The 24,770-nt window shown below is 48.7% G+C and carries 21 protein-coding genes; 17 read left to right on the top strand and 4 right to left on the bottom strand.

Annotation, left to right across the window (positions count from 1 at the left end; translation table 11 throughout):
- The first annotated feature begins 70 nt into the window (after positions 1-70).
- From SB24_RS06090 to SB24_RS06080, 3 genes are all read left to right on the top strand, one after another.
- Positions 71-1,528, top strand: coding sequence for a benzaldehyde dehydrogenase (locus SB24_RS06090; protein WP_039252369.1), 1,458 nt, complete (start codon positions 71-73; stop codon positions 1,526-1,528).
- Between the two features lie 15 nt (positions 1,529-1,543).
- Positions 1,544-2,398 (top strand): methyl-accepting chemotaxis protein, encoded by an 855-nt coding sequence (locus SB24_RS06085; protein ID WP_007408955.1) that lies wholly within the window; start codon positions 1,544-1,546, stop codon positions 2,396-2,398.
- 128 nt (positions 2,399-2,526) lie between these two features.
- Positions 2,527-3,426 (top strand): SDR family oxidoreductase, encoded by a 900-nt coding sequence (locus SB24_RS06080; protein WP_007609985.1) that lies wholly within the window; start codon positions 2,527-2,529, stop codon positions 3,424-3,426.
- A gap of 46 nt (positions 3,427-3,472) precedes the next feature.
- Here the strand turns inward: SB24_RS06080 and SB24_RS06075 are convergent, their stop codons facing one another.
- Positions 3,473-4,540: a glycosyltransferase gene (locus SB24_RS06075; protein WP_007609987.1), complete on the bottom strand. Its 1,068-nt coding sequence runs from the start codon at positions 4,538-4,540 to the stop codon at positions 3,473-3,475.
- Positions 4,541-4,698: 158 nt separating this feature from the next.
- On the opposite strand from SB24_RS06075, the gene SB24_RS06070 reads away from it, so the two are divergent.
- The 3 genes from SB24_RS06070 (at position 4,699) to SB24_RS06060 (ending at position 8,450) form a co-directional block, all read left to right on the top strand.
- On the top strand, positions 4,699-6,588 hold the full coding sequence (locus SB24_RS06070; RefSeq protein ID WP_039252364.1) for an ABC-F family ATP-binding cassette domain-containing protein: 1,890 nt from the start codon (positions 4,699-4,701) through the stop codon (positions 6,586-6,588).
- A gap of 191 nt (positions 6,589-6,779) precedes the next feature.
- On the top strand, positions 6,780-7,202 hold the full coding sequence (locus SB24_RS06065) for a MerR family transcriptional regulator (protein ID WP_039252362.1): 423 nt from the start codon (positions 6,780-6,782) through the stop codon (positions 7,200-7,202).
- 63 nt (positions 7,203-7,265) lie between these two features.
- Entirely contained in the window at positions 7,266-8,450 is a 1,185-nt protein-coding gene (locus tag SB24_RS06060) for an MFS transporter (protein WP_007408959.1), read from the top strand.
- 43 nt (positions 8,451-8,493) lie between these two features.
- Here the strand turns inward: SB24_RS06060 and SB24_RS06055 are convergent, their stop codons facing one another.
- Positions 8,494-10,050, bottom strand: a complete 1,557-nt coding sequence (locus SB24_RS06055; RefSeq protein WP_033574966.1) for an ABC-F family ATP-binding cassette domain-containing protein — start codon at positions 10,048-10,050, stop codon at positions 8,494-8,496.
- Between the two features lie 171 nt (positions 10,051-10,221).
- On the opposite strand from SB24_RS06055, the gene SB24_RS06050 reads away from it, so the two are divergent.
- Together SB24_RS06050 and SB24_RS06045 are read left to right on the top strand one after the other, a co-directional pair.
- Positions 10,222-11,352: a DEAD/DEAH box helicase gene (locus SB24_RS06050; RefSeq protein ID WP_015239365.1), complete on the top strand. Its 1,131-nt coding sequence runs from the start codon at positions 10,222-10,224 to the stop codon at positions 11,350-11,352.
- 73 nt (positions 11,353-11,425) lie between these two features.
- Complete coding sequence (locus SB24_RS06045) at positions 11,426-11,872, top strand: GNAT family N-acetyltransferase (protein WP_033574967.1); 447 nt, start codon at positions 11,426-11,428, stop codon at positions 11,870-11,872.
- Between the two features lie 52 nt (positions 11,873-11,924).
- On the opposite strand, the gene SB24_RS06040 is transcribed toward SB24_RS06045, so the two are convergent.
- Both SB24_RS06040 and SB24_RS06035 read right to left on the bottom strand, forming a co-directional pair.
- A complete protein-coding gene (locus SB24_RS06040) occupies positions 11,925-12,944 on the bottom strand; it encodes an NADP-dependent oxidoreductase (protein ID WP_033574968.1) in 1,020 nt (339 codons plus the stop codon).
- Between the two features lie 128 nt (positions 12,945-13,072).
- Positions 13,073-13,423 carry a DUF3212 family protein gene (locus SB24_RS06035; RefSeq protein WP_050515827.1) on the bottom strand — a complete coding sequence of 117 codons (351 nt, stop codon included), beginning with the start codon at positions 13,421-13,423 and terminating at the stop codon, positions 13,073-13,075.
- A 191-nt stretch (positions 13,424-13,614) separates the two neighbouring features.
- On the opposite strand from SB24_RS06035, the gene SB24_RS06030 reads away from it, so the two are divergent.
- The 9 genes from SB24_RS06030 (at position 13,615) to SB24_RS05990 (ending at position 24,719) form a co-directional block, all read left to right on the top strand.
- On the top strand, positions 13,615-13,962 hold the full coding sequence (locus SB24_RS06030; protein WP_003155650.1) for a YflT domain-containing protein: 348 nt from the start codon (positions 13,615-13,617) through the stop codon (positions 13,960-13,962).
- A 163-nt stretch (positions 13,963-14,125) separates the two neighbouring features.
- Positions 14,126-15,391: a pectate lyase gene (locus SB24_RS06025; protein WP_033574969.1), complete on the top strand. Its 1,266-nt coding sequence runs from the start codon at positions 14,126-14,128 to the stop codon at positions 15,389-15,391.
- A 124-nt stretch (positions 15,392-15,515) separates the two neighbouring features.
- Positions 15,516-16,952, top strand: a complete 1,437-nt coding sequence (locus tag SB24_RS06020) for an anion permease (protein WP_015417012.1) — start codon at positions 15,516-15,518, stop codon at positions 16,950-16,952.
- 106 nt (positions 16,953-17,058) lie between these two features.
- Positions 17,059-17,757, top strand: a complete 699-nt coding sequence (locus SB24_RS06015) for a hypothetical protein (RefSeq protein WP_031379289.1) — start codon at positions 17,059-17,061, stop codon at positions 17,755-17,757.
- 114 nt (positions 17,758-17,871) lie between these two features.
- The gene (locus tag SB24_RS06010; RefSeq protein ID WP_033574970.1) at positions 17,872-19,788 is read left to right on the top strand and encodes an NTTRR-F1 domain; all 1,917 of its coding nucleotides are present in this window, start codon (positions 17,872-17,874) and stop codon (positions 19,786-19,788) included.
- Between the two features lie 183 nt (positions 19,789-19,971).
- On the top strand, positions 19,972-21,576 hold the full coding sequence (locus SB24_RS06005; RefSeq protein WP_033574971.1) for a sensor histidine kinase: 1,605 nt from the start codon (positions 19,972-19,974) through the stop codon (positions 21,574-21,576).
- On the top strand, positions 21,573-22,253 hold the full coding sequence (locus SB24_RS06000) for a response regulator (RefSeq protein ID WP_015417016.1): 681 nt from the start codon (positions 21,573-21,575) through the stop codon (positions 22,251-22,253). The genes SB24_RS06005 and SB24_RS06000 overlap by 4 nt, the downstream gene beginning before the upstream one ends.
- Before the next feature lie 12 nt (positions 22,254-22,265).
- On the top strand, positions 22,266-23,228 hold the full coding sequence (locus SB24_RS05995) for a tripartite tricarboxylate transporter substrate binding protein (protein ID WP_033574972.1): 963 nt from the start codon (positions 22,266-22,268) through the stop codon (positions 23,226-23,228).
- Positions 23,229-23,420: 192 nt separating this feature from the next.
- Positions 23,421-24,719, top strand: coding sequence for an Mg(2+)/citrate complex secondary transporter CitM (locus SB24_RS05990; RefSeq protein WP_015417018.1), 1,299 nt, complete (start codon positions 23,421-23,423; stop codon positions 24,717-24,719).
- Positions 24,720-24,770 lie beyond the last annotated feature (51 nt).

The raw sequence follows: 24,770 nt of genomic DNA, 5'->3' as shown, positions 1-24,770 counted from the left end.
CACCTTAAGACCGATACAAAAGATGACTCATCAACTAATTTCAAGTTTCGGTGAAAGGGAGATGTTTTACATGTTTCAATATGAAGAACTAAATAAGCAGTTTATCGGCGGCCGATGGAGGGATGGGAGCAGCCGGAACGTATTGGAAAACAGAAATCCTTATACTCAAAAAGTCATCACCTCATTCCAAAAAGGGACGTCTGATGACGTGGATGCGGCATATCGCGCCGCGGCTCTTGCGAAACAAGAATGGGACAAAGTAAACCCTTTTAAAAAGCGGGCCATTTTGGAAAAAGCCGTTTCTTTCATTGAAGAGCACGAAGAAGCGATTATTTACTTAATCATGGAGGAGCTTGGCGGAACACGGCTGAAGGCTGAGTTTGAAATCGGACTTGTCAAAAATATGATAAAAGAAGCCGCAACATTTCCGGTGCGGATGGAAGGGAAAATTCTCCCGTCCACGATTGACGGAAAAGAAAACAGGCTGTACAGAATACCCGCCGGAGTCGTGGGGGTGATCAGCCCGTTTAATTTCCCGTTTTTCCTTTCGATGAAATCTGTTGCGCCGGCACTCGGCGCGGGGAACGGCGTCGTGCTGAAGCCTCATGAAGAAACACCGATCTGCGGCGGAACGCTTATCGCGAAAATTTTTGAAGCGGCCGGCGTACCGGACGGGCTGCTGAATGTTATCGTGACGGATATCGGGGAGATCGGCGACAGCTTTGTTGAGCATCCCGTCCCGCGGATAATCTCATTTACAGGCTCAACCGGAGTGGGCAGCTATATCGGACAGCTTGCGGTCAAACACTTTAAAAAACCGCTGTTGGAGCTTGGCGGAAACAGCGCGCTGATCGTGCTTGAGGATGCTGATCTTGAATACGCCGTCAATGCGGCCGTATTCAGCCGGTTTACGCATCAAGGCCAGATCTGTATGTCGGCGAACCGCGTGCTCGTTCACACATCTGTATATGACAAATTTACAGAGCTTTACGAAGCGAAAGTGTCATCGCTGAAAGTCGGCGATCCGATGGACCCTGATACGGTTATCGGCCCTTTAATCAATGAGAGACAGGCGGAAGGTTTGAGACGGTCTGTCGAAAAAGCGATAGAAGAGGGAGCGGTTCCGGTGCTGTCCGGCCGATTCAGCGGAACGGTCGCTGAGCCCGTCATTTTAAAAGATGTGAAACCTGAGATGAGCATTGCGAAGGAGGAGCTGTTCGGACCGGCCGTCTGCATCATGCCGTTTGAAACGGAGGATGAAGCGGTAAGCATCGCAAACGCGACACCGTTCGGTTTAAGCGGAGCCGTGCATACGGCAAACGTTGAGCGCGGCGTTGAGTTTGCTAAGCGGATCGAAACCGGCATGATTCACGTCAACGATACGACCATTAATGATGAACCGAACGTCGCGTTCGGCGGCGAGAAGCAATCAGGTCTCGGCAGGCTGAACGGTGAATGGAGCCTTGAAGAATTCACCACGCTGAAATGGATTTCGGTTCAGCATGAAAAACGGCAATTCCCATATTAAGAAGGAGTGAAAGAAATGAGTATACAGACGGAGCAGCAAACGCACAGCCTGCTTGACGCTTTTGTCAAAGTTGCGCCTTTTTTAAACAGCCTGATCCAAGATGACATCACCATCGGAATTTATGATACAGAAAAATTAATCGTGAATATTCCGGCTAAAACGTTTTCTCTTAACGTAAAGCCGGGAGACCCGCTGCAAAAAGGGGATATCATTACAGACGCGATCCGCATGAATCAGAAGAAGACAAGCATGGTGCCGAAAGAGCTGTTCGGATTTCCGCTGATCGCCAGAGCGATTCCGCTTCACGATGAAAACGGAAAAGTCATCGGCGGCGTCGGTCTCGGCACGAGCCTTGAAAAATCAGCCAAGCTTCACGATGTCGCTGAGAGCCTGTCCGCCGTCGTGGAACAGACCGCTTCGGCCATCGCGGATATCTCAGAATCCATCAGCGGTTTCTCAGCACAGATGACCGGAATTTCCGCTCAGGCGAAACAAGTCAGTGAAAGCGCGGGAGAAATCGCCGACATTTCCGTCACTGTCAAGGGCATCTCGGATCAAAGCAATCTGCTCGGTTTGAATGCGGCCATTGAAGCCGCGAGAGCAGGAGAATCCGGCAAGGGCTTTTCCGTGGTGGCCGACGAAATCCGCAAGCTTGCCACTCATTCAAAAGACAACGTCGGCCAAATTGACCAGATTACGAAAAAAATCCACAGCCTGCTGAAAGGGCTGGAGGACTCTATTGAATCCATCAACCAGAACACAAACGGCCAAGCGGCGGCGGTTGAACAAATTTCTGCCACCATGCAGGAAATTTCGGGAAGCGCCCAGCATTTAGCGAAAATGGCTGAAAACGTACTCGGAGAGTCATAAAAAAGGGAGCTTACGGGCTCCTTTTTTGTTTTCCCTTTATCAATCTGAAACTGCACTTACACGTTTGATCCGTCATGCTAAAGGGGTACACATACGAATACATCACCAATGATAAAGGAGAGTCTTGTATGTCTGATGCAAATCTGCACAACCCGCTGACGAAATATGATCATGATGAATTTCCAAAACAATATCAAGAACCGCCCGGTTTGCAGAAAGAGATGAAGCCTGTGCCGGACTGCGGTGAAACGAGCTATAAAGGAGCCGGCAAGCTGAAGGGAAGAAAAGCCCTCGTCACCGGCGGCGATTCAGGTATCGGCCGGGCCGCCGCGATTGCTTATGCCCGGGAAGGGGCGGATGTGGCGATTAACTATCTGCCTGAGGAACAGCCGGATGCTGAAGAAGTGAAAGCGTTAATTGAAAAAGAGGGAAGAAAAGCCGTTCTGCTGCCGGGAGATTTAAGCGATGAAGCGTTTTGCGGAGAATTGGCGGAAAAAGCGTATCAAGAGCTTGGCGGTCTTGACACGCTCGCTCTTGTCGCCGGCAAACAGCAGGCAGTGGATGATATCAGCGATCTTACTACAGAACAAATCTATCAAACATTTGAAGTCAACGTATTCTCGCTGTATTGGCTCGTCAAAGCCGCGCTTCCGTATCTGCCGGAAGGCGCGTCTATTATCACGACAACGTCCGTAGAAGGGTATAATCCAAGCCCGATGCTGTTGGATTATGCCGCGACGAAACATGCCATTATCGGTTTTACCGTCGGCTTAGGAAAACAGCTGGCGAATAAAGGAATCAGAGTCAACTCGGTAGCGCCGGGGCCGATCTGGACGCCTCTGCAGATTTCGGGAGGACAGCCCGGTGAAAACATTCCGAAATTCGGCAAGGAAACACCGGCCGTTCCATTAAAGCGCGCCGGACAGCCGGCGGAGCTAGCAGGGATTTATGTCTTTTTGGCCTCAGAAGAATCGAGCTATGTGACATCCCAGATTTACAGTGTAAGCGGAGGAATTCCGACAGCGTAATCAATAAGGAGCTGCCCTTCATACGGGGCAGCTCTTTTTTTCGATGTTATGTGCCGAGCACGTTTTGATTATACAGGACACTCGGATGTGACGGATGATAGGAGGCGGCTTTGTCGTTATGAATCTTCGCTTTTTCTCTGTCGCCGAGCTGCCAGTGGCAGACGCAGAGCTGCAGATGGGGATACCAGGTGGAATATTCGAGCTGGGTAAAGCCTGCATCACTGCTTTTGGCGGATAGGGCGAGCTCATACCAAAACACGCCCTGCCGGTATTGCCGTTTCTCCGCAAAATAGTCGCCGAGCCTGCAGCAGAACTCCGGCCGCGGACAATCGATCAGAAATGATTTTAAGAGAGACGTCATGGCGGCCTCTTCATGGCCGACCGCCCTGTAGCAATCGGATAGATATTGGCACGTTCTGATCTCGTCTTCGATCCAGCACTGTTTTGTGGAAAGAAAATGGTGATAATACGTGATGGCGCGCTGATACTGGCCGTGATCCTTTAATTCATTCGCGAAGTAAAACAAATCGCGCGGTGTCATCGTTTCACTGTTTTCCGCCATTTTCTCATAAATCTTCAAGTTGCGGTCTGAGGGAGGCGAGTGCTTTTTCTCGGATTTCCGGTGTGTGACGGCAATATCGGTTTCTATGATGTTTCCGTATACTTCAAGATACTCATGCACGGCTCCGATCCAGCGGAACCCTTTTTCACGCTTGACGAGTCGGTTGCGGCGGTATCTGAAGCTGACCTCTCCCCGTGCATCAAAGCCGACGTGATAATACATGGATACCGCGTCCACCTCTTTTGAAAGCGACGCCTTCAGTTCAATCAGCTTTTCACGGTCCTTTTCCGTCAATATATCGTCGGCGTCCAGCCACAGAATATAATCCATTTCCGCTTTCGAAAACACAAAGTTACGGGCGGCCGCAAAGTGATCGATCCATTCAAAATCATAAATCTTATCCGTATAACGGGCCGCGATTTCTTTCGTCCGGTCGGTCGAGCCCGTATCAGCAATCACAATTTCATCCGCAATGTCTTTGACGGAATCAAGACAGCCCGCAAGCACTTCCTCTTCATTTTTCACGATAACGCACAAACTGACGCTGATCATGTCATCACCTCTTCACCTCCAGTGTATAAAAGGAGAGGCGGAAACATTCTTCGGACAAAATGATCTCTTCCAAGAAATTTGTCTGTCCTTTTACTAGTTTTATTCCAGCGCCTGATTTAAAATGAACACATGAACTTACGTGAGGATTGATAGGGACCATGAGCATCATAAAAGCGGAAAACCTTTATAAAACATACGGAGATAAGACATTATTCGACCATATCTCCTTTCATATTGAAGAGAATGAAAGAATCGGTTTAATCGGCCCGAACGGAACGGGGAAGTCTACGCTTCTGAAAACCATTGCCGGCCTTGAATCAACGGAGGAAGGCGAGATTACGGCCTCAGGAAACGTGCATATTGAGTTTTTGCATCAGGACCCTGATCTTCCGGCCGGACAAACCGTTCTTGAACATATTTATTCCGGCGGATCAGCCGTCATGAGAACGATGAGAGAATACGAAAAAGCGCTTCAGGCGCTGAATGAAGAACCGGAAAATGACCAGCGCCAGAAACAGCTGCTTGATGCGCAGGCCCGAATGGATGCGAATGATGCGTGGGAGGCGAATACGTTAGCCAAAACGGTTTTAACCAAACTTGGCGTCACCGATCTGATGAAGGATGTCAGCGAGCTGTCCGGCGGCCAGAGAAAGCGCGTCGCGATTGCGAAAAACGTCATCCAGCCGGCTGACCTGCTCATTTTGGATGAACCGACAAACCACTTGGACAATGAAACGATTGAATGGCTGGAAGGCTACTTATCGCAATATCCGGGCGCCGTTATGCTTGTCACGCACGACAGATATTTTCTGAACAGGGTGACGAACAGAATTTACGAGCTTGAGAGAGGCAGCCTTTATACGTATAAAGGAAACTATGAAGTATTCCTGGAAAAACGGGCCGAACGGGAAGCGCTGGCGGAGCAGAAAGAAACAAAACGTCAAAACCTCCTGCGCCGCGAATTGGCGTGGCTCAGAAGAGGGGCGAAAGCGCGCTCGACGAAACAAAAAGCGAGAGTGGACAGAGCGGAGGCGCTCAAAGAGCAAAAAGGGCCGGCAGTCTCCGGATCACTCGATTTCGCGATCGGTTCTCACCGTCTCGGAAAACAGGTGATCGAAGCCGATAACGTCGCCATTACCTATAACGGCCAAGCGCTGATCAGCCGGTTTAATGAGCTTGTCATCCCGGGGGAACGAATCGGCATCATCGGGCCGAACGGAATCGGGAAAACGACACTTTTAAACAGCCTCGCCGGCAGAATTCAGCCTGACAGCGGCAGTATCACCATCGGGCAGACGGTCCGGATCGGCTACTACACCCAGGACCACAGCGAAATGAACGGTGATATGAAAGTCATTGAATATATAAAAGAGACGGCTGAAATCGTCAAAACGGCGGAAGGCGATGTCATCACCGCGGAACAAATGCTTGAGCGTTTTCTGTTCCCGCGTCCGATGCAGCAGACATATATCAGAAAGCTGTCGGGCGGGGAAAAGCGCCGTCTGTACTTGCTGAATGTACTGATGCAGGAACCGAATGTGCTGTTTTTAGATGAGCCGACCAATGATCTGGACACAGAAACATTAAGCGTGCTCGAAGATTATATCGAACAGTTCCCAGGCGTCGTCATCACCGTATCCCATGACCGCTATTTCCTTGACCGCGTCATTGACCGCCTGATCGTATTTGAAGGACAAGGCGTCATTTCCCGTTTCCAAGGTTCGTACAGTGAATACATGGAATACGCAAAAGCGAAGAAGACGGCGGTAAAACAGCCGGCCGAAGAGAAAAAGGCGGAGGAAGAGCCGAAGAAAAAGCGCAAAAAGCTTTCATATAAGGATCAGATCGAATGGGACGGCATCGAAGACAAAATCGCCGGCCTTGAAGAAAAGCATCAGCGTCTGGAAGCGGAAATCGCTGAAGCGGGAAGTGATTTCGGAAAGATTCAAGAACTGATGGCCGAACAGGCAAAAACGGCTGAAGAGCTTGAAGCGGCGATGGAGCGCTGGACCGAATTGTCACTGATGATTGAAGAACTTGAGAATTAAGAAAAGCCGGTACGGCCCCCGAGAAAGATGGCGGGTCATTCCGGCTTTTTTTATCTTACACAGATGTCTCCCGGCGCTTTAAAGACAAACGTTTTGTCCAAGCAAAGTTTATCAGGCATAAAAAGTTAACGTTTACGTTAAGGTTCAAATGGTGTATAATAGAAACAGATACGACAAGAGGGGGATTCACCTTGGAATGGATGAAGATTGATCAAGTTGCCAAGCGAAGCGGATTGACAAAACGAACCATTCGTTTTTACGAGGAGATTGGTTTGATTCCTGCTCCTAAACGGACAGAAGGCGGCGTCCGGCTTTACTCTGAAGATGATATGGAGGAGCTCGAAAAAGTCACCAGCACAAAAGAAGTGCTCGGTTTTTCCCTTCAGGAGCTTCAGCAGTTTATGGAGATGAGCCGTCAGCTGGAATTAAACAAAGAGGGGTACTTGTTGTCACTGGATCTGAAGGAACGGAAAGAAAAGCTGGAAGAGATTCAGCACGCTTTGAACCACCAGCTTGAGATGATTGATGAGAAGATCAGCACATTTCAGCATTTTAAAACGCGCCTTAACGGAATGAAAGAAAAAGCTGACCGCGCCATTCAATCAATCGAATGATTTTGCTGTAAACGCTATGGATATAGCGTTTCTTTTAATGGATGAAACAGGAGGTCTGGTCAAATGGATACATCATCACAACAGAAAACAGGCTTATTCAGCCAGCCGAAAGCCGTTTGGGCGGTTGCGTTTGCCTGTGTTATTTCCTTTATGGGAATCGGTCTTGTCGATCCGATTCTTCCGGCGATCGCCGCACAATTACATGCTTCACCTAGTGAAGTATCTCTATTATTTACAAGTTATTTGCTCGTTACCGGTTTTATGATGTTTTTCTCCGGCGCGATTTCCAGCCGGATCGGCGCAAAATGGACGCTGCTTCTCGGACTTATTTTTATCATCGTGTTTGCCGCTCTCGGCGGAAGCTCAAGTTCAATCGCTCAGCTTGTCGGCTATCGCGGCGGCTGGGGGCTTGGGAATGCTCTCTTTATTTCAACCGCGCTTGCCGTCATCGTCGGGGTATCGGTCGGCGGCAGCGCCAAAGCCATTATTTTGTATGAGGCCGCGCTTGGACTGGGAATTTCTGTCGGGCCGCTTGCAGGCGGAGAGCTTGGCAGCATCTCATGGCGCGCTCCGTTCTTCGGAGTGTCTGTCCTTATGTTCATAGCGCTTTGCGCGATTTCACTCATGCTGCCGAAGCTGCCGAAACCGGCGAAACGCGTCGGTGTGTTTGATGCGATGAAGGCGCTCAAATATAAAGGCCTTTTGACAATGGCAGTATCTGCTTTCTTATACAACTTTGGATTTTTTATTTTGCTTGCTTATTCTCCGTTCGTGCTGGATTTAGATGAACACGGCCTTGGATACGTCTTCTTCGGCTGGGGGTTATTGCTGGCAATTACGTCAGTCTTTACGGCGCCGCTCGTGCACAAAGCGCTGGGAACAGTGGGTTCGCTCGTCGTTCTCTTTATCGCCTTTGCGGTCATTCTCATCGTCATGGGGATCTGGACTGACCATCAGACGTTGATCATTACGTGTATCGTTGTCGCCGGTGCTGTTCTCGGTATGGTGAATACGATCATGACAACCGCTGTGATGGGTTCTGCGCCGGTTGAACGTTCAATCGCGTCTTCAGCCTACAGCTCAGTCCGTTTTATCGGCGGTGCGCTCGCTCCGTGGATTGCGGGGATGCTGTCAGAACACTTCACCGCAAGCACTCCATATACAGTAGGCGGGATCGTCGTTTTTGTCGGCATGCTTGTCCTTCTCATGGGACGCAAACATCTCGCCGGAATAAAAGCCGGACATTAAGAAAAAAAGGAACTTCCGCACAGGCGGGAGTTCCTTTTTGTGTTTACAGCACTTTCGTCGTCCAAGATTCACAATTCCATGTTTCCGTCGCGATATCCATGTAGAACTCGGGTTCGTGGGAAATCAGCAGAATGGAGCCTTTGTATTCTTTCAGCGCGCGTTTCAGCTCTTCTTTCGCATCGACATCCAGGTGGTTTGTCGGTTCGTCAAGCACGAGCAGGTTTGTTTCTGAATTGATCAGTTTGCACAGTCTGACCTTCGCTTTTTCTCCTCCGCTGAGAACGGAGACGCGGCTTTCAATGTGTTTGGTCGTCAGTCCGCATTTGGCGAGGGCGGCGCGGATTTCGTACTGGGTAAAGGAAGGAAATTCGCTCCACACTTCTTCGATGCACGTATTGTTATTGGTTTCTTTCACTTCCTGCTCGAAATAGCCCGTGTATTGATGCTCGCCCCGTTCCACCGTGCCTTCCAGCGGCTGGATTTCACCGAGCAGGCTTTTTAACAGCGTCGTCTTCCCGATGCCGTTTGCGCCGTACAGGGCGACTTTCTGCCCGCGCTCCATTCTGAGATTGAGCGAGCGTGACAGCGGAGTATCGTAGCCGATGACTAAGTCCTTCGTTTCAAAAATGAGCTTGCCTGACGTTCTCGCAGGCTTGAAATGGAATTCCGGTTTCGGTTTTTCGGCCGCCAGTTCGATCATATCCATCTTATCAAGCTTTTTCTGGCGGGACATCGCCATATTTCTCGTGCTGACCCGCGCTTTGTTGCGGGCGACGAAATCTTTCAGTTCAGCCACTTCCTGCTGCTGTTTTTTATAGGCGGCTTCGAGCTGCTGTTTTTTCACTTCGTAGACTTCCATAAACTGATGGTAGTCACCGACATAACGCGTTAGCTCCTGGTTTTCCACATGATAAATCAAATTGATCACGCTGTTTAAAAACGGAATGTCGTGAGAAATCAAGATGAACGCATTTTCATATTCCTGCAAATAGCGTTTCAGCCATTCAATATGCTGTTCATCAAGGTAGTTGGTCGGTTCGTCCAACAGAAGGATTTCCGGTTTTTCCAAAAGCAGTTTGGCGAGCAGCACTTTCGTCCGCTGTCCGCCGCTTAAATCAGTGACGTCGCGGTCAAGTCCGACATCCTGCAGGCCGAGGCCGCGGGCGATTTCTTCAACTTTGCTGTCAATCACGTAGAAGTCATTGTTTGTCAGGGCGTCTTGAATGACACCGACATCTTCAAGCAGCTGCTGAAGCTCATCAGGGTCCGCTTCGCCCATTTTGTTGTAAATCTCATTCATTTCCTCTTCCATCGCAAATAAGTAATGGAACGCATCTTTCAGCACGTCGCGGATCGTTTTTCCTTTTTCAAGCACGGTATGCTGATCGAGGTAGCCGACGCGCACGTTTTTCGCCCATTCAACTTTACCCTCATCAGGCTCAAGCTTTCCGGTAATAATATTCATAAACGTTGATTTACCTTCGCCGTTTGCTCCGATTAAGCCGACGTGCTCCCCTTTTAAAAGACGGAACGATACATTGTTAAAAAGCGCACGGTCACCGAAGCCGTGGCTTAACTCTTTTACGGATAAAATACTCATCATTACACCTCTATCGTTATCAGACACGCATTTTTTATCATGTGTCTTTCTCATTTATGATTATAAAGGAGGAGACCGTTTGTTAAAAGGCTTGGAAGGAAAAAGAAAATTGCGTTTGGCGCGTGCATTTGAGATACTATGGAGTAGATTTTAAGAATTGAGGAGAACGACATGACCCAAACATGGCCATTTTTACAGCATACACAACCATTTATCGCCGAAAACTGGGAGGCGTCAGGTTTTCAGGAGCCGACCGTCATTCAGGAAAAAGCCGCTCAGGTGATTATGGAAGGGAAAGACGTCATCGCCGAATCCCCGACGGGAACGGGAAAAACATTGGCGTACACGCTTCCGGTTCTGGAGCGGATCAACCCGGAACAGAAACATCCGCAAGTGATCATTTTAGCGCCGTCCCGCGAACTTGTGATGCAGATTTTTCAAGTGATTCAGGAGTGGATAAAAGGCTCTGATCTTCGCGCTTTGTCTTTGATCGGCGGAGCAAACGTGAAAAAGCAGGTGGAAAAGCTCAAAAATAAACCGCATATCATTGCGGGCACACCGGGCAGGGTGCTCGAATTGATTCAGGCGAAAAAGCTGAAAATGCATGAAGTCAAGACGATCGTTCTTGATGAAGCGGATCAGCTCGTGACACAGGAACACCGCGAAACGATGAAAAAAATCATTAAAACGACGCTGAAAGACCGACAGCTTTTAAGCTTTTCCGCTACGCTGCAGCCGGAAACAGAACAGGTGCTGAATACCATCGCACACGAACCGGCCGTTTTGAAAGTGGAGCGGAATACGGCGGAAAAAGCGCGCGTCACGCATCAATATCTCGTCTGCGATCAGCGGGATAAAGTGAAGCTATTACAAAAGCTGTCACGGCTGAACGGCATGCAGGCGCTCGTGTTCGTCAGAGATATCGGAAATTTAAGCGTCTATGCGGAAAAACTCGCCTATCACCACGTGGATCTCGGCATTCTGCACGGAGAAGCGAAAAAAATGGAGCGGGCAAAGATATTATCAGCGTTTGAACGGGGAGAATTTCCGCTGCTTCTGGCGACTGACATTGCGGCGCGCGGACTCGATATCGATGATCTTCCGTACGTCATTCACGCGGACATCCCGAATGAAGACGGATATATCCACAGATCCGGCCGGACGGGGCGGGCCGGTAAAGAAGGAACCGTACTCAGCCTTGTCACGCCGATGGAAGAATCCAAACTGAAAAAAATGGCCAAATCACTCGGAATTGAGCTGAAAGAGGCTGTTTATTCAGGCGGAAAATTATCTGAGAAATAAGAAACGGAGGGCGGGAAGCCCTTCTTTTTTTATTGTAAAATAATAGAAAAGGTTCGGGTGGGGGAGTGGGAAGATGGGTTCAATAGACCGATTTCAAATATTGAAGGAACGTGAGCTGAAAATACTTGAACACTGGTTTAAGAACGATAACATCAGACGGAGAATGGATGCGATGCTGCCATTAGACGCGTGGTATGCACGATTGAATAAAGATGAAGACGATACTGTCATTATGGCATATGACGGGCAGCTTCCGGCAGGAATGGTCTCTATAGAGTTTGTGGAGGAACGGGCGTATATCGGATTGATCGTCAATCCTTTGTACCAGCTTCAAGGGTACGGAAAACAGATTTTGCAAAAACTGCTGACTGATCCTGGGTTTACCGGCGTGCGGGAATGGGCGGCAAGCATCGAAAAAGACAATCAAATCAGTTTAGCCTGCTTTCAAGCAGCGGGATTCACTTTGGAAGATACGGAGCCTGATGAAGACGGCTTTCTGACTTTGATTCTTCGCGGCTGATGCGAAAAAGCAGAAAAGGAGGGGACAAAGCCCTCCTTTTTTCATCATCATGTTAACTTAGATCACTGACTTTGATGATCTGTTTGCCTTTGTTTTCTCCTTTAAACAGGCCGAGGAACGCGTCAGGAATATGGCTGAATCCTTCCGTAATCGTTTCTTCATAATGAAGCTTCCCGTCCTTGAGCCATTCGGCCAATTGTTTCGCGCCTTCGGAAAAGCGGTCAGCATAATCACTGACGATGAACCCCTGCATCAGCGCTTTTGTTTTGATCAGCTTCGGCTGGACGCGGGGGCCCATGTCTTCCTCTTCACTTTCGGTATTATATGAAGAGATCGCTCCGCATACCGGAATGCGGGCGAATTCATTCAGCAGGTTTATCACCGCATCTGAAATCGGTCCGCCGACATTGTCAAAATAGACATCGACGCCGTCAGGGCATGCCTGTTCAAGCGCTTTTTGAATATCATCCGCCGTTTTGTAATTAATGGCTTCATCAAATTGAAGCTCCTCTTTCAGGTACGCGATTTTTTCGTCAGAACCGGCGATGCCGACAACCCGCGCGCCTTTGATTTTGGCAATCTGCCCGACCGTTGAGCCGACGGCGCCCGCAGCCCCTGAAACGACGACGGTTTCGCCCTTTTTCGGACGGCCGATATCGAGCAGCCCGAAGTAAGCGGTCAGTCCGGTCATCCCTAAAATGCCGAGATACGCCTGGGCGGGTGCGATATCCGTATCCAACTTGCGGAGGGCGGACTCATTGACGGCTGAATATTCCTGCCATGCGAGATTTCCGATCACAACATCTCCTTTTTTCAGCTTATCGCCGTCTGTCAGAACTTCGGCAATCACTCCGCCTGTTATGGCTTCATCTAAAGCGAACGGCTCTACATATGATTTTGTATCCTGCATCCGTCCGCGCATGTACGGATCAACGGACACATAACTCGTTTTCACAAGCACTTCGCCGTCTTTCGGTTCGGGAACGGCAATCGTTTCAAAGCGGAAATCGTCATGGACGGGAACGCCTTTGGGGCGTCTTGCCAATTGAATCTGCTGCTGATTTTTCGGCATGATGCATCCTCCTTCAACATGAGTGTTTGTTCCAAATGTAACACGAACCATTTCCCGAATACAAAATCAAACCGTCCGCCGGCAACAAAAAAAGAAGGGCCCGGGCCCTTCTTTCCTTATATGCGTATTTAAAAGAATAACCGGTACACATCGGTGTTTTTCTCATGTTCCAAATATTCATAGGCATTCGTTTTTGAAGAATGAAGCATGTCAGCGGTAATGACGGGCTGAAGCGCGGTCAGATAAGAACCCAGCTTATTTTCAATTTCTTTCGGCAGAACGGATTCGATATCACCGATATTGATAATGATAGAGAAAACGAAATCGATATTAATATGAAAAGTATCTTCAGCAAAGACCGTAAGCTCTTTTATTCCATCCGGGCAGCGGGTATGCCGGCGGAATACCTGCTTCACTAAATCACTGACAACCCAAGCGTTAAATCGCTGTTCCGGTGAAAAGTAATGAATAGGAACCACCTCCCTGCTTAATCGGCTCATGAAGATTTTTATTTTTCTGATAAATGTAGCTTTCCCTACTGTAACATGTCCCGCCGGAAAATATCCAGCGACAATCTGCCCGTTTTTTCCCGGAACTCTCTTTCTTTTGTTTGACCTTTGGTTGAGCGGGTAAACATCCAATATACAAAAACAAAAGGGAGGACTTATCAATGAAACCGGTAGTAAGAGAATATACAAATGATCAAAAACTGATGCAGGACGTAAAAGAGCTTCAGCAATTGGGTGTCGCAAAAGAAGACGTATATGTGCTTTCTCATGATGACGACAGAACGGACCGCCTGGCAGATAATACTGATGTCAATACCATCGGAGCGAAAGAAACGGGCATTAAACACGCGGTCGGCAATATGTTTAATAAAAAAGGCGACGAGCTCCGCAACAAAATTCATGAAATCGGCTTTTCAGAAGAGGAAGCATCACAATTTGAAAAGCGCTTAGATGAAGGAAAAGTTCTTCTGTTTGTCACGGATAACGAAAAAGTAAAATCATGGGCGTAAGCTGAACAGATCCCAAGGGGTTTTCGGTCCCTTGGGATTTTTTTGCGGTTTCCGCAATAAAACCGAAAGGCACATGCTGTACATTTTCGGTGCCGTTTCTCAACTGATTTGATAGAATTCAATTGTAATAAATTGGAATGAAAAATCAGGAGGAGCACAATTCATGAAAAAAATGTTATTTATGCTGGCGGTTTGTTTATGTATGATCCCTGCGGACGTCTATGCCGCTGACCTGGGACGGCAGACGTTAGGAACAAATGACGGCTGGGGAGCCGCTTCCGGCGGGACAACCGGCGGCGCGAAAGCCTCTTCATCGAATGTCTACACCGTATCAAACAGACAGCAGCTCGTTTCTGCATTAGGGGGAAGCGCCAACAGCACGCCGAAGATTATTTACATACAAGGCACAATCAATATGAATACGGACGACCGGAATAAAACGCTCGGCTTTAATGATTATAAGGATCCGGCATATGATCTCAACGCTTATCTGAAGGCGTACGACCCGGACAAATGGGGGAAAAAAGCGCCGTCAGGCACCCAGGAAGACGCCAGACAGCGATCTCAAAAAAACCAGAAAGCACGGGTCGTGATTGACATTCCTTCAAATACGACGATCATCGGTTCGGGTTCAAATGCCAAAGTGACAGGCGGAAGTTTTAATATAAAGAACGGCGTCGACAATGTCATCATCCGCAACATTGAATTTCAAGACGCTTACGACTATTTTCCGCAATGGGACCCGACGGACGGCAGCAGCGGCAACTGGAACTCGGAATATGACAATATCACCATTAACGGCGCGACGCACATCTGGATCGATCATTGCACCTTTAATGACGGATCGAATCCCGACAGCGGTTTTCCTTACTATTACGGGAGAAAATATCAGCACCATGACGGCCAGACGGATATAGCCAACGGGGCGAATTATATTACATTGTCCTATAATAAATATCATGACCATGACAAAGGCTCCGTCATCGGAAACAGCGACAGCAAGACGTCGGATGAAGGAAAACTGAAGGTGACCACTCACCATAACTATTACCAGAACATCGTCCAGCGCGCACCGCGGGTCCGGTACGGGCAGGTTCATATTTATAATAATTTTTACGCAGGCTCTAAAAGCGCCGCATACCCGTTCAGCTATGCGTGGGGCGCAGGCCACGCGTCAAAAATATATGCCCAGAATAATGTCTTTGAAGTGCCGGGACTGGCTGCTGATAAAGTCATCAGCGTCTTCAGCGGCGGAAAAGCGCTTCATGAAGACGGCACTCTTTTAAACGGCGCCGCAATTAACGCGTCAGCCGCCAACGGATTAAGTCAGTCCGTCGGCTGGACACCGTCATTGCACGGTTCCATCGGCTCATCATCAAATGTAAAATCAGATGTTATATCTAAAGCCGGGTCGGGTATATTAAAATAATAAACAAGAAGCACAAAGGAAAATATTCCTTTGTGTTTTTTAATTAACAAAAACGTTTATTAACTTAGTTAAGTAGTAAAATGGGATAGGGGATGGAAGACAACAAAATAGGAGGAGACCTGTAATGGCTTCAGAAAAAGACGCAAAAAAACAGCAGGCAGTAAAAATCATTCCTTTGCTTATTACTGTTGCTGTGGGATTAATCATTTGGTTTATTCCCGCGCCGTCCGGACTTGAACCTAAAGCATGGCATTTGTTCGCTATTTTTGTCGCAACAATTATCGGCTTTATCTCCAAGCCCTTGCCAATGGGCGCAATTGCAATTTTTGCATTGGCAGTCACCGCGTTAACGGGAACGCTATCTATTGAAAATACGTTAAGCGGATTTGGAAACAAGACAATCTGGCTGATTGTCATCGCCTTTTTTATTTCCCGGGGATTTATCAAAACCGGGCTCGGCGCCAGGATTTCTTACGTATTCGTACAACGGTTCGGGAAGAAAACACTCGGCCTTTCTTATTCACTGCTTTTCAGTGATTTAATTTTATCACCTGCCATTCCGAGCAACACGGCACGGGCGGGCGGCATTATTTTTCCTATTATCAGATCATTATCCGAAACTTTCGGATCAACGCCGGCAGACGGAACAGAGCGGAAAATCGGCGCTTTCTTATTAAAAACCGGTTTTCAAGGAAACTTGATTACGTCTGCGATGTTTTTGACGGCAATGGCGGCGAACCCGCTGATCGCCAAGCTGGCCCACGATGTCGCAGGGGTGGACATCACATGGACAAGCTGGGCAATCGCGGCCATTGTACCGGGATTGGCGAGCTTAATCATTACGCCGCTCGTCATTTATAAGCTGTATCCGCCGGAAATTAAAGAAACACCGGACGCGGCTAAAATCGCAACGGAAAAATTGAAAGAAATGGGTCCGTTTAAAAAATCCGAACTCTCCATGGTCATCGTCTTTTTATTGGTGCTTGCGCTGTGGATTTTCGGAGGAAGCTTAAATATCGACGCAACGACGACGGCCCTGATCGGATTATCCGTTTTGCTTTTGTCACAGGTATTAACATGGGAGGACATCAAAAAGGAACAAGGTGCATGGGATACGCTGACTTGGTTCGCGGCGCTTGTGATGCTGGCGAATTTCCTGAATGAGCTCGGCATGGTGTCTTGGTTCAGCGATATGATGAAATCATCTGTTTCCGGTTTTTCATGGATTGTGGCATTTATGATTCTGATTGTCGTGTATTATTACACGCATTACTTCTTTGCGAGCGCAACCGCGCATATCAGCGCCATGTATGCGGCATTTCTCGCCGTCATCGTGGCGGCAGGCGCTCCGCCGCTGTTGGCGGCGCTCAGCCTGGCGTTTTTCAGCAACCTTTTCGGTTCGACGACGCATTACGGATCAGGAGCGGCTCCGGTCTTTTTCGGAGCGGGTTATATATCGCAAAGCAAATGGTGGTCCATCGGCTTTATCCTGTCAATCGTCCATATTGTGACATGGCTTGTGATCGGCGGATTATGGTGGAAAGTATTAGGGTTATGGTAGAAGAAAAAAGGCAGACTCAGGTCTGCCTTTTTTTATTTCTGTAAGGAATGGGAAGGGCCTGCACATGATGACTTCAGTGCGAATAGAATATTGCCGGGGTGATAATATGAGCAGCGGCCGTAATCAATACATGATATTGAAACAGAAACCTTACAAATATATGAGCAGACATATGAAACGCCGGTATGAACAATTACCATGTGAACATGAAAGTCCGGAAACAGGGACGGAAAAACGGTTTCCGTCTTCAGATGAAGATCGATCTGCCTTGTGCGTACCCGGGCTGCGAGGTCCCGAAGGCAAAAGAGGACCCGCCGGCTCCCGCGGTCCGCAAGGGGAGGCGGGTCCGCCCGGTCCCCCGGGGCCTGAGGGGCCGCCGGGAGCGGTTCCTGCGGTAGCTTTTCAAAATACAGCAGAACTAATGACGATTCCGTTAGAAGGAACACCGATAAACGTGTTAAGCGCAGTGATAGCTGCGCCGACAGATCAATTGGTGAAAACGGATGCCGTCATACAAGTAAATGTGGAATTAGATCCGCTCGCGTCTCATTTCTCATTGGTCTTAGCTGTCGAGCTGCAAAGAAATGGCGTATCGATACAAACACAGAGACAAGAGAGGAACCTCTTTTCTTCAGGCGGGCAAATCATAGGAATTCCTTTTACGTACATCGACGGAATGATGGCGGATGAAACAGCCGCGTATCAGCTCTATTTATCCGTCCTTTCTTCGAACTACGTAACACAAGTCGCAGCGGCAAACCGCTCCCTCATTGCGACGGGATTCCCCATTCAAGGATCGGATTAAGGTGATGAAAAGAAATCACCTTTTTTATTTAGGTTGTCAAAACACAGCCCGTATTAATATGCTGTCTTAATAAGTAAGACGGTCAACAACGGGAAGGAGAGGGAAAAAGATTGAATGAATAATCCGATTATAAACGGAAGCTTTGAAACCGGCACATTAGCGGGGTGGAGTTCGGCAAATACCCAGATTAACAGTTTGTTTGCACATTCAGGGAGATATTCTGCGCAATTTATTGGAGCTCAGCCATATGCTTACCTCAGTCAAATCGTTCCCATTTCAGCCAAGTCAGTGACTCTATTCGTATCACTCGCAACGCTCGGAAATGAGCCAAGTCCCCAAGTCACTCTCCAGATCATCTATGTCAGCGCAGCAGGTGAACAAATCAGTTCCATTCAAGAAAATATCACACCCGGAAATTTGCCGAACGTGCTCTTTCACACATGGTCTGAAATCTATAAAACAAGCAGTGTGCCTTCTGGCGCGGCCTCTGCCGTCATTGTATTAAGTAAAGTTTCTTCCGGAACGGTTTTAATAGATGACGTTTCATTGGCGCAAACCGGGGGTGAACCTGGCGTAACAGGAATTACAGGTCCCACAGGAGTGACGGGTCCCACAGGAGTAACCGGAGCAAGAGGAGCGACCGGAGTAACTGGTGCAACGGGAGCAACTGGTGCAACGGGAGTAAGAGGAGCGACGGGTGTAACCGGCCCAAACGGAGTAACTGGTCCGACAGGAGTAACTGGAGCTACCGGCTCGACTGGTGTAACAGGAGCAACCGGAACCACGGGCTCGACCGGAGTGACTGGAGTAACAGGCTCAACCGGTGCAACCGGAGTAACCGGAATAACGGGCTCAACCGGAGTGACTGGTGCAACAGGATCGACAGGAGCAATTGGTTCAACCGGACCGACAGGCTCAACGGGAGCAACGGGAGCAACCGGCCCCATCGGAGCAACGGGTGCATCCGGGGCGACAGGCGCAACGGGAATAACGGGAGTAACCGGCTCGACCGGTCCAACGGGAGAGATCGGCCCAACCGGAGTAACGGGTCCAACGGGAGAGATCGGTCCAACTGGATCGTCAGGCTCAACTGGGATTACCGGCGCAACGGGATCGACAGGAGAAACAGGCGCGACTGGCTCAACAGGAGTAACTGGAGCAACGGGTGTAACCGGTTCAACCGGCGCAACCGGAGCGACAGGTACAACAGGCCGAACTGGTTCAACGGGAGAAACCGGAGCAACTGGAGTGACTGGTGCAACGGGGATAACAGGAGCGACTGGAGCAACCGGAACCACGGGCTCAACTGGAGTAACAGGGGCGATTGGAGCAACCGGCTCAACCGGAGTAACGGGTCTAACTGGTGTAACGGGCTCAACTGGTGTAACAGGAGCAACGGGATCGACAGGCTCAACCGGCACAACCGGTGTAACGGGAGTGACTGGGTCAACGGGGATAACCGGAGTAACAGGCGCAACTGGGATAACCGGAGCCACTGGGATCACCGGAGCAGGCGCGATCATTCCTTATGCTTCAGGTCTTCCCACTGCCGTGACGACCATTGCCGGCGGATTAATCGGAACGGTGAGCCTTGTCGGGTTCGGCAATTCTGTGACGGGCGTCAATGTCGGAGGGGGAGGCGCAATTGATCTTACCGGGGCTGGAGGAACTCTGCTGAACTTTGCTTTTTCTGCTCCGAGAAGCGGAACCATTACATCAATTGCCGCCTATTTCAGTACAACCGCAGCATTGTCGCTTGTCGGCTCGACTGTTACGATAACCGCACAACTATACAGTTCTACTGTGCCGAACAATACGTTCACGCCGATCCCCGGAGCATCCGTCACTTTAGCTCCTCCCCTCACCGGCGTATTGTCAATCGGCAGCATCAGCAACGGAATCACGACAGGACTGAACATTGCGGTAACTCCTCAAACCCGGCTGTTAATGGTATTCTCCGCCACTGCTACAGGCCTTTCGCTTATTAATACAGTGGCGGGATATGCAAGCGCGGGAGTTACAATTTCCTGATAGATTGCAGACTGACTTCGGTCAGTCTTTTTTATGTGTTATATCAATTGTGTAAAAGTAAATATATACCTATCATCACCTTTTTGGTAAGCCGCAAGAGAAAAAGATCACGAAAATTCTCAAAAATGAGAAATAAAGATTTAAAAAATGGTATGATTTTAGGAGGAAAGGACGGCTGGTGCTGTGTTGGAAGCGAAGCGGTTTTATGTCTCTCTGCAAATGAAAATCGCCGGATTAATTACGGCTTTATTAATACTTGTCATCGGAACGCTCACGGTTATATTTGCCTTTCAGCAATTAAAGGAAGGGCAGAAGCAGGCTGAACAGCTGGCGGTGCAAACGGCAAAAACCATTTCATATATGCCTCCCGTAAAAGAGGCGTTCCGGCTTGCGGATCAAGAGGCTTTTACAAAGTTAGATGTCATTGAACAAATGAAAGAACAGGCAGGCGTGCACGCCGTCTACATCACTGATCAAAAAGGGCATGTTGCATTTCATTCGGCCCGAAGCAGTATTCCGAAAGAAAATCAAAATCTGCAAAACAAAACCGTCATGTTCGGCGGGTCTCCGGTTTCCGACGGAATGAAGGCCGTCCGGGGAAGCGCCCCGGTTATTTTGGAGGAAAAAAATCATAACGAAGTCGTCGGAACGGTGACAGTCGAATTTCTACAAGATGAGATAGAAAAAGATATGAAAGCGCATCTGCGGCATTTAGGCTATTTTGCATGTTTGGTGTTTCTTATCGGCATCGGGGGAGCGGCGGCGCTCGCAAAAAGCATCCGTAAAGATACACTCGGCCTTGAACCGCATGAAATTGCAGCGCTGTACAGGGAACGCAATGCGATGCTCCTTGCGATGAAAGAAGGGATTATCGCCGTAAACAAAGAAGGCGCGGTAACCATGATGAATTTATCTGCGGCTGATATGCTGAATCTTCCGGAACCGATGATCGGAAGGCATATAAAAGAAATCATGCCGGGCGCAAAGCTCATGCCGGTGTTGGCAGGGGGAGAATTACCGCCGAACGTGGAGGTGCGTGCCGGAGATAAAGTATTTATCTTAAACGTGAAAGAAATGAAGCAGACCGGACAAGTATACGGAGCGGTGATCAGCTTCCGCGAAAAAACGGAGCTCAAGAAACTGATCAACAAGCTGACTGAAATGAAAAAATACTCGGAGGATCTCCGGGCGCAAACGCATGAATTCTCGAATAAGCTTTACGCGATACTCGGTCTGTTAGAGCTGGGAGAATATAATGAAGCCATTGAACTGATAAAAGAAGAGTACGCCATCCAGAATGAACAGCATGAAATCCTCTTTCAAAACATTCATTCACAGCGGGTTCAGGCCATACTATTAGGAAAAATGGGAAAGGCGTCTGAGAAGAAAGTGAAGCTTTCAATAGATGAAAACAGCTTTTTAGAATCGCTGCCGGAGCATGTGGGTTCATCCCAGCTCATTACGATCATCGGAAATCTTATTGATAACGCTTTCGAAGCCGTCGCCGAAAAAGAGAAAAAAGAGGTATCCTTTTTCATGACCGATATCGGCAGGGATATCGTCATCGAAGTGGCGGACTCAGGAGACGGCGTGCCTCAGGAAAAAACAGAAACGATATTTGAAAAGGGCTACTCTTCAAAGGGGACAAGGAGAGGATACGGCTTAGCCAATCTGAAAGAAGCCGTCAGTGAATTGCAGGGATCGATAGAGATTTCGCAGCAAAAGAGCGGCGGTGCTGTATTTACGGTGTTTATACCGAAAGAAAGGCCAAAGGGGGAATCGGTGTGATTAACATCGCGATTGCAGAGGACGACTTTCGAATAGCGCAAATTCACGAAAAATTTATCGAACATCTTGATGGATTCAATGTCATCGGCAAAGCAATCAATGCCAAAGACACCATATCGCTGCTTGAGAAACGGCAGCCTGATCTGCTGCTTTTGGATATTTATATGCCGGATGAGCTGGGGACAGATCTGCTCCCGCTTATCCGCGGCCGTTTTCCTTCCGTTGATATCATCATTATTACGGCTTCTGCCGAAACAAGGCTGCTGCAGGAAGCGCTCAGATCAGGCGTTTCCTACTATGTCATAAAACCGGTGTCGGCACATAAATTTACAGAAGTGCTTTTGCAGTACCGTGAAAAAAGAGAATGGCTGCACTCACAGCCGGAGCTGAGCCAGTCCGTGATCGACATGTTTTTCGGAAGCGGTCAGAAAGAACAAAAACAGCACAATGATCTGCCGACAGGCATTAATTCGATTACGCTTCAAAAAATCAAAAACGCGCTCAGGGCGTCCCAAAAAGGGATGACGGCTGAAGAACTGGGCGAAAAAATGGGCGCCTCCAGAACAACGGCGCGGCGCTACGCCGAGTTTCTCGTTTCTCGGGAAGAAGCTCTCGCTGAATTAGAGTACGGCATTATCGGCAGGCCGGAACGGAAATATTATTTAGCACATGAATAAGGGATGGGAGAAATGAAGCGGTTGGGAGTGCTTCTTGTCATGCTGGCGGCGCTGGTTTCTTTTGACGGACGGCAGATGGCGGGCATCCGTTCAGCTGAAGGGCCGGTTGAAATTGTCGTTCCGGCAGCGCCTCAAGGGGGCTGGGACGTAACGGCAAAAGCTTTGCAATCGGTAATAGAGCGGAAGCAAATATTAGGCCGGCCTGTTAAGATCGTCTATAAACCCGGCGGAGGCGGAGACAGCGGCTGGAAATATGTAAACGAACGAAAAACGGATGTCATCAGTATGAATTCAAGTCTGCTGTTAAGCAATGAAATTTTGGGACAAAGCCGGCTGAAGGCAGCTGATTTTACGCCTTTGGCCATTATCGCAAAAGAGTGGCAGATCGTCGCTCTTCCGAAGGATTCAAAGATAAAAAGCGGAAGGCGGCTGCTCGGCGATATTAAAGCACATCCGGGCGGCATAAAAATCGGATTTGCGCCCGGCCTCGGAAATGATGACCAGCTCTCCTTTGCGAGAGCGGCGGAAATGGCCGGAATTTCTCCATTTGATATCCGCTTTTTTCAATACGGAAGCAGCAATGAAGTCATTGAAGCTCTTATCAGTCACGAGATAGACGCCGCCTCAATGACCATTTCAGAAGCGAGAGACGTCTATCGGAAAGGGAAAATCACATTGGCGGCCGTTACGTCTGACAAAAGGCTCTCCGGCTTCAGCGATGTGCCGACATGGAAAGAGCAGGGGGTGCCGTTTGTCTTTGCGCACTGGAGAGGCATCATGGGGCCGAAAGACATGACCGAAGGCGAGATCGCCTATTGGGATCAGGCTTTGAAACAGATTACCTCATCTGCGGAGTGGAAGCAAATGTTGAAAAAACGGGATTGGGAGAGCTTTTATAAAAACAGCAGCGGCGCAAAACGCTTTTTAGAAGAGCAGACCGAGTTCTATAAAGAGATGATGAGCAGCGAAAAATAAGCCTTCCGCATATTTGCGGAAGGCTTTTGATTTATAAATGAACAAAATGAACGAAAAGGTTATAAAAAATTAAAAATCTTTAAAATCCAAAATATTTACTTCAATATCCAATTCTCATAAGATAGCAAAAAGGCGGATAAAGGGGATCGGGCCTTTAAAATGTAAGCGTATTCATAATAAGGGGGACATACTGTGTTAGCAATCTTAGGCTTTCTTATGATGCTTGTTTTTATGGTGCTGATTATGACAAAACGGCTTTCAGTGTTAACGGCGCTCGTATTAACGCCGATCGTGTTTGCGCTGATTGCCGGGTTTTCTTTTAACCGGGTCGGCGAGATGATGATCTCCGGCATTGAACAGGTGGCGCCGATCGCAGTGATGATTATATTTGCGATTCTTTATTTCGGCATTATGATTGATACCGGTTTATTTGATCCGATGGTGTCGCGTATTTTAAAGCTGGTTAAAGGCGACCCGCTCAAAATTGTAGTCGGAACAGCCGTTTTGACCATGCTTGTCGCACTGGACGGAGACGGCTCGACGACGTATATGATTACGACAAGCGCAATGCTGCCTTTGTATATCATGCTCGGAATCCGTCCGATTATTTTAGCGGGAATCGCCGGGGTCGGCATGGGTATCATGAACACGATACCATGGGGCGGCGCGACGCCGCGTGCGGCGAGTGCGCTCGGCGTTGACCCGGCAGAGCTGACGGGGCCGATGATGCCCGTCATCGCGAGCGGAATGGTGTGTATGATTGTGGTCGCTTATGTACTCGGAAGGATGGAAAGGAAACGGCTCGGGGTGATCGAATTAAAACAGCCGTCCCATACAAATGAAACGGCTGCGGCTGCGGAAGATGAATGGAAGCGGCCGAAACTGTGGTGGTTCAATTTACTGTTGACGCTTTCTTTAGTGGGATTTTTAGTGTCAGGAAAAGTGAATTTAACCGTGCTGTTCATCATTGCGTTTTGTATCGCGCTGATTGTCAACTATCCGAAACTTAACGATCAAAGGGAGCGCATTTCAGCCCATTCGAGCAATGTGCTTGCGATCGGTTCGATGATTTTTGCCGCAGGCGTGTTTACCGGAATTTTAACGGGGACGAAGATGGTTGATGAAATGGCCATTTCCCTCGTATCGCTTATTCCGGAACAGATGGGAGGTTTTATTCCGGCGATTGTTGCCTTAACGAGCGGTATCTTTACGTTTCTGATGCCTAATGACGCCTATTTTTACGGCGTGCTGCCCATTTTATCTGAGACCGCCGTGGCGTACGGTGTAGATAAGGTGGAAATCGCCCGCGCTTCGATTATCGGCCAGCCGATTCATATGTTAAGCCCGCTCGTGCCGTCGACGCATTTATTAGTCGGGCTTGCCGGGGTCACCATTGATGAACACCAGAAATTTGCGATGAAATGGGCGGTTCTTGCCGTTATCGTCATGACGGCCTTTGCGCTCATCATCGGCGCAATCACGATTTTTTAACATAAAACACCCGGTTCGTCGCACACTAAAGGCATCAGAGGAGGTGCCATG

It is taken from the genome of Bacillus sp. Pc3 (assembly GCF_000815145.1).
Classification (GTDB): Bacteria; Bacillota; Bacilli; order Bacillales; family Bacillaceae; genus Bacillus; species Bacillus velezensis.
The sequence above is the reverse complement of the archived record's forward strand: the minus strand, read 5'-3'. Positions and strand labels throughout refer to the sequence as shown.